This is a genomic window from Paraburkholderia caledonica (assembly GCF_000383275.1).
Classification (GTDB): domain Bacteria; phylum Pseudomonadota; class Gammaproteobacteria; order Burkholderiales; family Burkholderiaceae; genus Paraburkholderia; species Paraburkholderia caledonica.
This window is the reverse complement of record NZ_KB911037.1, coordinates 139,262-152,115: the sequence shown is the minus strand read 5'-3', so window position 1 is coordinate 152,115 and position 12,854 is coordinate 139,262. Positions and strand designations below refer to the sequence as shown.

Sequence of the window (12,854 nt, the reverse complement as noted above, 5' to 3'; positions counted from 1 at the left end):
GTTTCCATACGTAAACTGGAGCCGGATATGTTGTTGGAAGACGAAACGAATGGAGTGGTGAAGTCGGCAGATCGCGTGCTCGACGTGATCGAGTTGCTCGCGAGATGGGGACGCGAGATGTCCCACACGGAAATCGCAGAAGCGCTGGACATACCGAAGAGTTCGCTGACCAAACTACTCAAGAATCTTACGGCTCGTGGCTTTGTCGAATTCGTCCCTGTGAGCAAGGGTTATCGCCTCGGCGAAGCGCTGATCCGGCTTTCTCAACAGTCCACACATAGCCGCTCGCTCGTCAGTTGCGCGCAGCCGGTGCTGGCAGAGATCACGCAGCAGACTCTGGAGTCGTGCGCGCTCAATCAACTCAAGGGCGATCAGGTGGAAGTCGTTGCGACGGTGACCAGCCCGCAACGGTTGGTATCGCATCTGCGACTCGGCGATCTTGCGCCGCTTTATGCAGTGTCGGGTGGAAAGGTGATTCTCGCGTTTCTTCCGGATCAGATGCGCACCGAGTACATCAAGACCGTGAAAATGCAAGCCATCACACCCAAGACGATCACGGCGAAGAAGGCGCTGCTCGCACAGATTGAAACGATTCGACAGACCGGAGCCGCCTATTCGATGGACGAATACACGCCGGGCATCGTCGGCGTGGGCGTGCCGGTGTTGTCGTCGTCCGGATTTCCGCTCGGATCGCTGAACGTCGCGATTCCGTCGGTGCGTTATTCGGAACGTGTCGGTGCACGAGCCGTCGCTGTTCTCCAGGCCGCCGCGGAACGCGTGCGGCGCGATTACATCGCCGCAAACGAACATACCAGCTAAGTCCGCTGACACATTTTCGGCGGTCGAAGTCCTCGTGGCCGCCACAAAATTGCTTGCGATTCTTTGAACTATTTATCAAGGATAACGAATTTAATGAACGCACGAATTGCAAAGCTGAACGGAGCCGTTCTGCTTCCTCGGGTGGGAGTCGGAGCTGGCAGCCTCGCGAACGCCGCGGGTGAGCAGGCGTTCTTCAATATGATTCATGCAGCGTGGGCGAGCGGTGTTCGATATTTCGATACCTCAGCGGCTTATCTTGGCGGTGAAAGCGAGCAACGCCTTGGTGCGGCGCTGGCAGCGTGTCCGCGAGAAGAGCTTTATGTATCGACGAAGCTCGGCAGGTATTTGAGCCAGCCTGGCGCAAGTTCGCTGCCAGGCGGTAGCAACTTCTATCTGGATTACACGTACGATACGACGCTCCGATCGGTCGAGCGCAGTCTGTCGCGACTTAAGGTCGATCGTCTTGATGCGGTTTTTATTCACGACCTCGATCCCGGCTTTGCCCAGGCGGCGTATCGCGAAGAACTCAAGACGGCCGTCGAAGGTGCGTTTCCCGCGTTGCAGCGCCTGAAGGACGAAAAAGTGGTCGGCGCGATAGGTGTCGCGAGCATGGACTGGCAAGCCTGTCTGGACTTCGCCGAGATGGCCGACGTCGATGTCGTCATGCCCGCCGGAGAATACTCGTTGCTTCGCACGCGCAGCACCGCATTGCTGGAGCACTGCGTCGAGAAAGGCATTGCGTGGATCGCCGCGTCGCCATTCAACTCGGGCATTCTCGCGACCGGTTCGCGTCCAGACGCCTTCTACAACATGCGCCCCGCGACACGGCAAGTCCTATCGCAAACGGAAGGACTCGAATGTATTTGCCGGCGCCACGACGTGCCGTTGGCTACCGCTGCCCTGCTTTTTCCGCTGCGGCATCCGGCTGTAAGCACAATCGTTTTCGGTGCAAAGACTTCGGATGAATTCAACGAGTCATTCGCACGACTCTCTGGGAACCTTCCCGATCAGTTCTGGCATGAAATGGACGCATTCCTGACTAAGACGAAGGACTGGGAAAAGCACGATTAAGCGGGTGCTGGCGCAAGCAATCACAAAGGACTTCGCCAGAGAGACATTTGAAGGAGGCTGAAATGACCCGTAGTAGTCAATTAAACATCCAGGATGTGTCTGGACTCCGGGCCTTTCAGTTCGTTTCACTGGATCCTGCTGCTGGGACCGCACCATAGGTGACAACATGCCACTGAAGGTATGTGTGATTCAGCGGCTGGTCTTATGCAATAGCGTCCATCAGCCGATACCACGCCACACCCGCCGTGATGTAAAAACGCTGCAGGCCATGAAACGGAATCGATCTGACGGGCGTCACTGCAAACGGGAACGCTGCAGCCGATCCGCTGCACATGCGCTCGGCCAGATGCTTGCCGACCGTCGTGGCCATCGCGATACCGCGTCCGTTGTAGCCAAGCGCAATGCTCAGCCCGGGCGCCGGCTCATGCACGTGCGGCAGAAAATCCGCGGTGATCGCTACACGCCCGGCCCATCGATATTCATAGCCGATCCCCTTCAGTTGCGGATACATCAGCTCGACCGCGCGTTCCAGATGCGCCCAGTCGCCGTTGGCGCTCGGCTCGGAGAACGGTCCCCGTCCGCCCATCAGCAAACGCCCCGCCGCATCGCGCCGGAAGTACAGCAGTAGACGCCGCGAATCCGACGCGACTTCGCCGCCGCGCAGAATGTCATCGCCGATACCGGTCGGCAGCGGCCGCGTCGCAACGATAAAGCTGTTCGCCGCGATCACCGATTGCCGCAAACCCGGCCACAACGCGCCCGTATAACCGTTGGTGGCGACCACGACCCGCTGCGCTTCGACGCTGGCTCCGCCCTGCGTCTCGACGCGCCAGCCGCGCTCATTACGCATCAGGCGGGACACAGCCGTTCGCCCGTGTACAGCGACGCCGAGCGATTGCGCGGCGCGCGCAAGGCCGCGCACATAGCTTAGCGGCTGAATACTTCCCGCGCGATGATCGATCCATCCGCCGATATAGCTCTTCGTGCCGAGCCGCCGCGACACTTCCGCGCCATCGAGCAGACTGACCTTCGCGCCGCGCGCTTCCCATTGACGCGCGCGCCGCGTCACGGCTTCGAGCATCGCGCGCGACGGCGCCGGTTGAATCCAGCCGCTCCGCACCGCCGAGCATTCGATGCCGTACCTGTCGATCAAATCGAAAACGTTATCCGCGGCGCCGCCGACCACCTCGACGAGACGATTGCCCGCGGTTTCGCCAAAGCGCTGCACGAGTTCGTCAGGATCGTATTTGAGCCCGGGAATCACCTGCCCGCCGTTGCGGCCCGACGCGCCCCAACCCGGCTCGGCGGCGTCGAGCACGCACACTTTCACACCGCGCTCGGCCAGATGCAAAGCCGTCGACAAACCAGTAAAACCCGCGCCGACAATCGCCACATCGAACGACGCCGATTCGCGCAGCGGCGGCGTGTCCGGCGCAGGCTGCGCCGTCGCGGCCCATAACGAGTCGGGCAGCGCGGCTCCTTCTTTCACTTCGATCATGTTCAGTTCGGGTTGGCAGTGGCGTGAGCGTCGCTGGACGAAAGCAGGCGCCGAAGGAATTCCTGTGTGCGCGGATGCTGTGGCTCGGTCAGCACACCGCGCGCAGGCCCGGTCTCGCAGATCGTGCCGCCATGCAGGAAACACACGCGGTCGGCGACCTCGCGCGCAAAGGCCATCTCGTGCGTGACGACGACCATCGTCATGCCGTCGCGCGCGAGCGAACGCATCACGTTGAGCACTTCGCCGACGAGTTCGGGATCGAGCGCCGACGTCGGTTCGTCGAACAGCAAGGCCTCGGGCTCCATCGCAAGCGCACGCGCAATCGCGACGCGCTGCTGCTGACCGCCCGACAGCTCCGACGGATACGCATTCATCCGATGCGAGAGCCCGACCTTGTCGAGCAGTTGGCGCGCTTGCTCGCGCGCCTGCGCAACCGGCGTGCGTCGCACGTACACGGGTCCTTCCATCACGTTTTCGAGTGCGGTCCGATGCGCAAACAGATTGAAGCGCTGAAACACCATGCCCACGCGCATGCGCAACTCGTGGATGTTCTTCGCGTTCGCATCGACACGCACGCCGTCGATCGTGATCGAGCCCGCGTCATACGTCTCGAAGCCGTTGATACAGCGCAGCACCGTCGACTTGCCCGAGCCCGACGGGCCGATCAGGCACACCACTTCGCCCGCCTTCACGCTCAGGCTCACGCCCTTGAGCACTTCCTGGTTGTAAAAGCGCTTATGTATCGCATTGATCTCGATCATCGGCTTTTCCTCAGCGCGAGGTGCTTGCCCAACTGGTTGACGCCGAACATCAGCGGCAGGCTGAGCGCGAGGTAAAGCAGCGCGACGAGCGTGTAGACCGTCATGTTCTGGAACGTCGACGATGCAATCAGTTGACCGGCACGCGTGATTTCCGCGACAGTGATCGTCGACGCCACCGACGAATCCTTCAGCAGCATCACGAGCGTATTGCCATACGGCGGCAGCGCGATCCTGAACGCCTGCGGCAACACCACGCGTCGCATGATCAACGGGCCACGCATGCCGATTGCGTGGGCTGCTTCGATCTGTCCGTGATCGATCGCTTCGATGCCCGCGCGGAAGTTCTCCGCCTGATACGCCGAGTACGCGATGCCAAGGCCGATCACACCCGCCTGAAACGCGGACAGTTGTATGCCCATGTCGGGCAACACGAAATAGATATAAAACAGCTGGACGATGATGGGCAGTCCGCGGATCAGATTGATCACGGTGCTGCCGAACGTCGAAAGCGCACGATTGCGCGACACCTTCATCAGCGCGAGCACGAGGCCGAGAACGGAACTGAGCACGAACGCACAAGCCGTGATCTCGATGGTGATGACCGCGCCTTTCAGCAGGATTGGCAGAAAGTCGATCGCGTTCTGCAAAAACATCGCGCCTCCTGATACGCCTGGCAGATCGCCCGCGCCTTCATGTAGCGCGGACAGGTTATAACGCTGCGATACGGCGTGCCGTTCAGCTCATGTGCCACTTCTGCAGAATCTGCTGCAGCGTGCCGTCGGCCTTCATCTTTCTGATCGCGCTGTTGAGCTGTTCGAGCGTCGCGGTGTCGCCCTTACGCACGATGAAGCACACCTGCCCCTTCACGGCCGACTGATACTCGGGCACGAGCCGAACCTGAGTGTTGGCGCCCTGCTGCAGCTGATACGCCACGATCGGCTGATCCGCGAAGCCCGCCTTGATGCGGCCGAGCGCGACGTCGCGCATGATGTCCGCGACGGAATCGTAGGTGCGCACTTCCTTGAAGATGCCTTTCTTGTTGAGCGCATCGACGAACGCGGTGCCGACCTGCGCGCCGACCACTTCGCCCTTGAAGTCGTCCATCGATGTGTAATGGCCCTTGTCGTCCGCCTTCACGACGAGGCCCTCGCCGTACGAATAGACGGTGTCGGAGAAATCGACGATCTGCTGGCGGGCCGGCGTCTTCAGCATCGCGGCCGAAATGATGTCGATCTTCTGCGTGGTCAGCGACGGAATCAGCGCCGAGAACACGCTCTGCTGCACATCGACCTTGAAGCCGGACTCGCGGCCGGCGGCGGAGATGGCGTCGACCATCATTCCCTGGATCGAGTTCGTCTTGACGTCGAGGAACGTGAACGGCACGCCCGTGGCCGTTGCGCCGATCCGGTAGGTCGGTTCGGCGGCATGCGCGGCACCCGACGCAATCGCGAAAGAAGCGGCAAGACCAGCTGAAAACAGGGTGAAGCGTTTGGCGAACGTAACCATGCATATCTCCAGACAGGGCCAGCGTGTCAGCGACGAGCACTGGCCATTTCGTTATGTGACCGCCAAACGATGATAATCGAATCAAAAAAATCGCAAACAGATTTTTGCGTATCGATATTCGATACGCTATGATGAGATATCTCGTTCAACGTTGAGACGGCAATGGACATTTCGCCTGCAGACGACGGTGCCAGGAACGGCCCCGACCTGCTCTTCAACCAGTCGCTGGAAAAGGGTTTGAGCGTGCTGCGCGCGTTCAGCGCGAAGCGTCGCACGATGACGCTGGCTGAAGTCGCGGACGCGGCGTCGATGTCGAAGAGTTCGGCGCAGCGAATGGTCTACACACTCGAAAAGCTCGGCTATATCCGCAAGCATCCGTTGACGCGCCGCTATCAGCTCACGCCGCGCGTGATGCAGATCGGCTTCAACTATCTCGCCGCCGATACGCTGATCGATGTCGCGAATCCTTTCCTGTCGGAACTGACGAACAACACGGGCGAGACGACGAACCTGACCGAGCCGGACGACGACGAGATGGTCTACGTGTCGCGTTTCGTGTCGACGAAGTTCGTGCCGATCCATATGCCCATTGGCAGCCGCATTCCCATGTATTGCACAGGCAGCGGACGCGCGTTTCTGAGCGCATTGCCCGCCGACGAGGCGCTCGCGCGCCTCGAGCAGATGAAGCGGGTGGCGTTCACGCCGAACACCGTGACGGAACTCGCCGCGCTCGGCGAAAGACTCGCCGAGGCTCGTCAGCAAGGCTATGCGACCAACCGCGAGGAGCTGTTCATCGGCGACATGTCGATCGCGGCGCCCGTAGTGGGCAGTCAGGGGCGGCCCGTGGCTGCCGTGCATGTCGTTGCACCCACAAGCAGATGGACGTTTGAAGACGCCCGACAGAAACTCGCACCTGCCGTTATCGACTGCGCAAGAGGGATCAGCAATTCGATACGGACCCTGGAGTAACGGTCATCGGGACTCGCGATCGCAACAGTCCAGAGAGCGGCTACACAAACTCCTTCGAATAGGTCTCCCGTTCGTTATCGAGTATCTGCACGCCTAGCTGGGTTTGCACGCCCGCCAGCGGCTCGAAGCAGTCTCGCAGCGCGGTCAGCATCCGCGCGGACAGGCCAGCTTTTGTCGCTATATCGCGGCCCGACAATATGATGATCTGCAAGTGGACGAACGCGTGGTCTTCGGCGGATCGTCCGATCAGAAAGCGCTCGCAACGAATAATGCGGCTTTTGATGTCGACCTCGTTGAACAGACCTGAATCGATCAGTGCTTCGTTCAGCCGCAGCAGCGTTCGTTCAGGATTGAACTGACTATCGAGGTTCGAAGAATATTCGAGTCTGACTTGTGGCATGGCAGTTTAAAAAAGATCGCCCGTCTGGCCGATAGACAGATTGTTTTGCTTTCAAGGTACGAGCTTGACCGCACGCAGAACAATCACCCCACTTCCTTCGCGGCCGCGCGCACTCGAATCGCCGCGAACGCCAGCGCGATGGAGGTGAGGCAATCGAACACGAACAGGCCCGCGGGCGTCAGGACCGTCATTGCAAACGAGGCGATCGGCGGTCCGCTTACGCCGCCGATCGAAAATAGTATCGTTACCGACGATCAATACCGCATAGCTCGTGAGCAAGCCGACGAGCGCCGTATAGTCGTACGTCGACGGCACGGAACTGGCCTCGCCTGACGTCATGCCGTTCGCCGCCCCGCTTCGGCGCCTGAAGTCCGACACCAGTCCTGATCAGAAGAGTCGCGGCTTTAGGGGTTTCCGTCAGCAGTAGCTTGTAGCCCAAACGAGCGTCCGGACATGTCAACCCACCCTCAAAGCCGTCGTTGTGCTCGCCTCCCTGGCAGGATCACCGGCGCGCCCGATCGACACACCATCCTTAAACGGCGGATGGTGTGGGCGACTCCCTTCACCGCCCCGCGCGCTTGCGCACGATCACGCCGTACCACCCCATCCCTTCGTATGTTTCGTAGCCCGGCGTGAGGGCGTAGGCCACCAATGTGTCCGCGTCCGGTCTATACGCGCCCGCCTTCGGATCGCTCACTTTGAGCGGCAGCACTTCCTGCAGCACGCCTTTGTCGTCTGAACTGGCAATCACGCGCTTGCGTGCATCGACGAGCAGGCAGCGCGTACGCGTCCACTCCTCCACCGACAAACGCACGCCCTTGACTACCGTCGAAGCTTGCGGGGTCCAATTGAAGAATACCGCCAGTACGCCGAGCGGACGCCCCCGGTTAGCGCCGCCTTCGCGAATCGCCGCCGCGTACGTCGCCACGGCGGCGCCATTGAGCGCCGCCATCGACGCGAGTTCGGCCGCCGCATACTCGGCGCCCGACGCCGACTTCGCCGCCGCTTTGAACCACGGCTCGTCCGCCACGTTCGCTTGCCCTGCCGTGGCGAACTGGCCAGGCCGGCCGGTGGCCACGACGTTGCCCTCCATGTCGATCACCCACAGATCGAGGTACACGGTGTAGCTGTCGAGAATCACGCCTAGCCGCTCTGACGCGAACGCGCGCTGTTCGGGGGTGCCGTGCGCAACGCAATCGACGATCGCGGAGTCGGTCGCCCACCAGCGCACATCGCAGGAGCGTTCGTAGAGGTTGCGATCGACGATCTCGATCATGTTGAGCGCGAGATCCGTGAGGCGCTGCGCTTCCTGCTGCTCGAGCTGCGTGATCATCCGGTCGCCTAGGGCCGTGAGTTCGCGGCCCAGTTCGGTGGTCAACTGTCCGATGCGTTGCGACACTACCTTGACCTGATTTGCGACCACGGCAAAACCGCGCCCCGCGTCGCCGGCACGGGCCGATTCGATCAGCGCGTTGATGGCGAGAAAGGTGGTTTCACGATTGATGTCGTTGATATCCGATACGTTGCCCTTGGCTATACGGTGAACTTCTCGCGTCAAATCGACAATCTCATTGGCGTCCGCCATGACTTTTCCCCGGGCTACGGTTTAGATTCATCTGCCTTGTGCGACCGACCGCACCAAAGTGATGCTGGCGAGCGCCGTTGTGGTGCTGTCGCATTCCTATTCCTTCTTGTTGGGCGGTTCTTGTTGCCAACTGAATACTTCGACGTGCAAACAACTCATGAACGGCATCACAAGGGAAATACTTTAGAACTCAATTTACGGTCGGTCGCAAGAAGCTTGTGTTCGGTCAACGAGCATGGACTCAGATATGCGCGCCCCGCCTCAACGCCGCCATCTGCTCACCTACGAGTTCGAGAAACTCGCCGACCAACGGATTGCCTCGCGGCGTCTGCGGATACAGCGTGAAGCCGCGAAACCAGATCGCCGGAGCGAACGGCCGGAACACGATGCGCGTCGGATCGGCATCCACGGTCGCGAGCGGATTGACGATGCCCACGCCCGCGCCGCGCGTCACGAGCGCGCAGATGGTCGCGCCATACGGCGTCTCGATCGCAGGTACCTGATCCGCGCCCGCCGGACGCAGCGCGCGATCGAGCGCGGCACGCGTATCGTCCGCATAGGAAGGCAGGATGAGCCGTTCGCCACGCAAGTCGGCCGCGCGAATCCGCGTGCGCGCCGCTAGCGCATGACGCGCTGGCAACGCGCATAGGCCCGCCAGTTCATAGAGTTCCTCGCTCATCACGCCGAACGCATCCGGCGTGGTGGTCGCGAAGCCTACGTCGCAGTGTCCCGACGACACCCAGCGCTGGATCGTGCTCTCGCTGCGCATTTCGAGCGACACCGCGACGCGCGGATGGGCGTCAGCGAAGCGCGCGATCACGGCAGGCAGAAACGACAGCGCGAGGACCGGCGCTGCCACGATCCGCAGCCGTCCGCTGCCGAGTTCAAGAATCTCTCGCGCCGAATGCTGCAGCTTCTCCAGACCGACGAAGCTGCGATCCACCTCGCGATAGAACGCGCTGCCAGCATCGGTGGCATGAATGCGTCCGCCATTGCGCACGAACAGCGTCAGTCCCGTGGCGGCTTCCAGTTCCGCGATTAACCGGCTGATGCTCGGTTGCGATGTGCCGAGTTCTTCGGCGGCGGCCGTCATCGAACCGCGCAGCATCACCAGCCGAAACGCCTCGACCTGCCTGAGATTCATCGTTTTCTCCGGACGTGGGCCGCGCAAAACATCGGCCGAAGTCTCAGCTTGCCATATCAGAAATGAATGGAAGCCGTTTTTGGCGCTATTTGACCGGATGATTTGCGAGCGCGACACTGGACTCGATCAAACGAACAGGGCCAAGTCCATGCGTCCCGATGCGTTGCTGTTTCACGAAACCTTCCGCTGCACCCCGTACTGGTGGGATGCCGCACCGCCCGAGGTCGCGCCGGAACCTTTGCCGGCGAACGTGGACCTGGCTATCGTCGGCAGCGGGTATTGCGGGCTGTCGGCCGCGGCGGAGGCCGCGAAGCATGGCGCACGCGTCGCGGTGCTGGATGGCGCCGAGATCGGCGCTGGCGGCAGCACGCGCAGCGGGGGCATGGTGTCGAGCGGTCAGAAGCTTGCGCTGACCAACGCCATTCGCGGCGTGTCCGCTGAACGTCTCACGCGCCTGATGCAGGAGTCGATGGCAAGCTTCGACTATCTCAAGGGAATCATCGCAGACGAATCACTCGACGCAGACCTGCGTATCACCGGCCGCTTCTTCGGCGCCTATACGCCCACGCATTTCAACGTGCTGCGTCGCCAAGGCCAGTTGTTGCGCGACAAGACCGGCGTCACGGTGCACGTGATCGAGCGCGATGCGCAGCGCGGCATCATCGGCTCCGACTATTACTACGGCGGCATTCTCGTCGACGAATACGGCGGACTGCATACCGCGAAATATCATCGTGCGCTGCGCGACCTCGCGCGCCGGCGCGGCGCGACGCTGCATTCGCACGCAGCAGTGCAGCGGATCGAACGAATGGGAAATACGCGGTTTCGCGTGCACACCGCGCGCGGCGTGTTCGATGCGCGGCAGGTGCTGCTGGCTACCAACGGCTATACAGGTCCACTGCTGCCGTTCTTTTCGCGCCGCGTGTTGCCGGTTGCGAGTTATCAGATTGCTACCGAGCCGCTGCCCGAAGGCCTCATGGACGTCCTCAATCCGGGCCGCCGCATGATCAGCGATTCGAAGCGCAATCTCTTCTACACGCGGCCCTCGCCGGACGGCACGCGAATGATCTTCGGGTCGCGGCCCGCCATCCGCGAGATCGATGAACGCGAGGCCGCGCGGCGGTTGTACGCGAAGCTCGTGCAATTGTGGCCCGCCCTTCGGGACGTGCGCGTCACGCATTCCTGGAAAGGCTTCGTCGCAATGACCGGGGACAGGCTCGCGCACATCGGCCAGCACGACGGCGTGCACTATGCGCTCGGCTGCAACGGCAACGGCGTTGCGCTGATGAGCTATCTCGGGCATCGCATCGGCAAACATATGGCGGGTGTCGAGCAGGATGTCGGTGCATTCGGCGAAGGCGCGTTTCCCCTCTCAGGTGCGGGAATGGCCAGCACGCTTGCGGTACCCGTCGGCAGTGCACTGTACCGCATCGGCGATATGTGGCACGGCCGCGTGCGAGCAGCGCTCTCTTGAAGCGATGACGAGCTGATTCAATATGGAAGCCGAAGCATCTAAAGGAGCCACAATGATCGATCTGAACAACGTTTCGAAGTGGTACGGCGGCATTCGCGTATTGAACCACTGCACGGCGAGCATCGCGCGCGGTGAAGTGGCCGTGATCTGCGGGCCGTCCGGGTCCGGCAAGTCCACGCTCATCAAATCCGTCAACGGGCTGGAAGCGGTACAGAGCGGGCAGATCGTCGTGGACGGCATCGACGTGACGGCGAAGCGCGCGAATCTTTCGCGGCTGCGGACGCGGGTCGGCATGGTGTTTCAGCATTTCGAACTCTTTCCTCATCTCTCGGTGCAGCGCAACCTGATGCTCGCGCAGATGAACGTGCTCGGCCGCGCGCGCGACGAAGCCGGCGAGCGCGCACGCTCGCTATTGCGCCGCGTGGGCTTGAGCGGTCACGAGGACAAGTATCCGGCGCAACTGTCGGGCGGTCAGCAGCAACGCGTGGCGATTGCGCGGGCGCTTTCGATGGACCCGGTCGCCATGCTGTTCGATGAGCCGACGTCCGCGCTCGATCCCGAGATGGTCAACGAAGTGCTCGACGTGATGACCACGCTCGCGCAGGACGGGATGACCATGCTGTGCGTCACGCACGAGATGGGCTTTGCAAAGCGCGTCGCCGACCGCGTGTTGTTCATGGACCGCGGCGTGATCGTGGAAGACGAAACGCGCGAAGCCTTTTTCGAGCGGCCGCGCTCCGAACGCGCGCGAGACTTTCTTTCGCGCATCCTGCATTGATCCAACCGCTGTCCATTTCAAGGGAGCCTCACCATGCGATTATTTCGTCTCGCACGCCATCTCGCCATGGCCGCATCGTTCCTGGTCGGCGCGACGACCGCCGCCCACGCCGCCGATGACGTCGGCACATTGACGCCGGGCAAGATCGTCGCCGGCGTCGATGCGAACAACAAGCCGTACTCGTACATCGACAACGGCAAGATGACGGGCTTCGACGTCGAGCTGGTGCGCGCTATCGCCGCGAAACTCGGGCTCACGGCCGACTTCCGCGCGCAGGACTTCGCGGGTCTGCTGCCGAGCGTGGCGAATCAGCAGGTCGATCTTGCCGCAGGCTCGATCTCGATCACCAGGGAACGCCTCAAGATGGTCGATTTCTCGGAAGGCTATCTGACGGGTCTCCTGAGCGTCGGTACGCTGCCGGACAGCACGATCGGCGCGGACGTGGCATCGGTGAAGGACAGGCGCATCGGAGTCGTGCAGGGAACCATCGAGGACACGTATTCGCAGAGTTATCTGCCGGGTGCGCAGATCGTCCGCTTTCCGAATATCAACGCGGGCTTTCTCGCGCTGCGCAACAAGTACATCGACGGCTACTTCATCGACAAGACCTTGCTCGAAGCGCTGCAAGGTAAGTATCCGGACCTGAAGCTCGCCGACAGGCTCGACATCTCAGCTTCGAATCTTCCCGCCGGTTTCGCGATACGCAAGGGCAATGCGAAGCTCGAAGTGGCGGTCAACAAGGCGATCGGCGAACTGGTGGCGGACGGGACGTGGCTCAAGCTCTATCAGCACTTCAATCCCGGCTATCCGAAGCCTGATCCAATGCCGCCGTACGCGATGAAGTAACCG

Annotated in this window: 13 protein-coding genes; 6 read left to right on the top strand and 7 right to left on the bottom strand. The window is 61.5% G+C overall.

Translation table 11 applies throughout. From position 1 onward, the window contains the following. Positions 1-27 precede the first annotated feature (27 nt). Positions 28-819, top strand: coding sequence for an IclR family transcriptional regulator (locus H281_RS0113330; RefSeq protein ID WP_020067611.1), 792 nt, complete (start codon positions 28-30; stop codon positions 817-819). 93 nt (positions 820-912) lie between these two features. Further along, positions 913-1,890, top strand: coding sequence for an aldo/keto reductase (locus H281_RS34615; protein ID WP_020067610.1), 978 nt, complete (start codon positions 913-915; stop codon positions 1,888-1,890). 202 nt (positions 1,891-2,092) lie between these two features. Here H281_RS34615 and H281_RS0113320 read toward each other — a convergent pair whose 3' ends face one another. The 4 genes from H281_RS0113320 to H281_RS0113305 all read right to left on the bottom strand — a co-directional run bounded on the left by H281_RS0113320 (position 2,093) and on the right by H281_RS0113305 (position 5,655). Then, positions 2,093-3,388, bottom strand: a complete 1,296-nt coding sequence (locus H281_RS0113320) for an NAD(P)/FAD-dependent oxidoreductase (RefSeq protein ID WP_020067609.1) — start codon at positions 3,386-3,388, stop codon at positions 2,093-2,095. Between the two features lie 2 nt (positions 3,389-3,390). Then, entirely contained in the window at positions 3,391-4,149 is a 759-nt protein-coding gene (locus tag H281_RS0113315) for an amino acid ABC transporter ATP-binding protein (RefSeq protein WP_020067608.1), read from the bottom strand. Next, positions 4,146-4,802: an amino acid ABC transporter permease gene (locus tag H281_RS0113310; RefSeq protein WP_020067607.1), complete on the bottom strand. Its 657-nt coding sequence runs from the start codon at positions 4,800-4,802 to the stop codon at positions 4,146-4,148. The genes H281_RS0113315 and H281_RS0113310 overlap by 4 nt, the downstream gene beginning before the upstream one ends. 82 nt (positions 4,803-4,884) lie before the next feature. Beyond that, on the bottom strand, positions 4,885-5,655 hold the full coding sequence (locus H281_RS0113305; RefSeq protein WP_020067606.1) for an ABC transporter substrate-binding protein: 771 nt from the start codon (positions 5,653-5,655) through the stop codon (positions 4,885-4,887). 162 nt (positions 5,656-5,817) lie between these two features. Here H281_RS0113305 and H281_RS0113300 point away from each other — a divergent pair, with 162 nt between their 5' ends. Beyond that, positions 5,818-6,624: an IclR family transcriptional regulator gene (locus H281_RS0113300; RefSeq protein ID WP_020067605.1), complete on the top strand. Its 807-nt coding sequence runs from the start codon at positions 5,818-5,820 to the stop codon at positions 6,622-6,624. 40 nt (positions 6,625-6,664) lie between these two features. Here H281_RS0113300 and H281_RS0113295 read toward each other — a convergent pair whose 3' ends face one another. From H281_RS0113295 to H281_RS0113280, 3 genes are all read right to left on the bottom strand, one after another. After that, positions 6,665-7,024, bottom strand: a complete 360-nt coding sequence (locus tag H281_RS0113295) for a 5-carboxymethyl-2-hydroxymuconate Delta-isomerase (protein ID WP_020067604.1) — start codon at positions 7,022-7,024, stop codon at positions 6,665-6,667. A gap of 562 nt (positions 7,025-7,586) precedes the next feature. After that, the gene (locus tag H281_RS0113285) at positions 7,587-8,609 is read right to left on the bottom strand and encodes a methyl-accepting chemotaxis protein (RefSeq protein WP_020067602.1); all 1,023 of its coding nucleotides are present in this window, start codon (positions 8,607-8,609) and stop codon (positions 7,587-7,589) included. Positions 8,610-8,850: 241 nt separating this feature from the next. Beyond that, on the bottom strand, positions 8,851-9,753 hold the full coding sequence (locus tag H281_RS0113280) for a LysR substrate-binding domain-containing protein (protein WP_020067601.1): 903 nt from the start codon (positions 9,751-9,753) through the stop codon (positions 8,851-8,853). Positions 9,754-9,901: 148 nt separating this feature from the next. On the opposite strand from H281_RS0113280, the gene H281_RS0113275 reads away from it, so the two are divergent. The 3 genes from H281_RS0113275 to H281_RS0113265 are packed head-to-tail and all read left to right on the top strand — an operon-like array spanning position 9,902 to position 12,851. Beyond that, positions 9,902-11,227, top strand: a complete 1,326-nt coding sequence (locus H281_RS0113275) for an NAD(P)/FAD-dependent oxidoreductase (protein ID WP_027804561.1) — start codon at positions 9,902-9,904, stop codon at positions 11,225-11,227. Positions 11,228-11,279: 52 nt separating this feature from the next. Continuing rightward, positions 11,280-12,005 carry an amino acid ABC transporter ATP-binding protein gene (locus H281_RS0113270; RefSeq protein ID WP_020067599.1) on the top strand — a complete coding sequence of 242 codons (726 nt, stop codon included), beginning with the start codon at positions 11,280-11,282 and terminating at the stop codon, positions 12,003-12,005. A 33-nt stretch (positions 12,006-12,038) separates the two neighbouring features. Continuing rightward, on the top strand, positions 12,039-12,851 hold the full coding sequence (locus H281_RS0113265) for an ABC transporter substrate-binding protein (protein WP_020067598.1): 813 nt from the start codon (positions 12,039-12,041) through the stop codon (positions 12,849-12,851). The last annotated feature ends 3 nt before the right edge of the window (positions 12,852-12,854 follow it).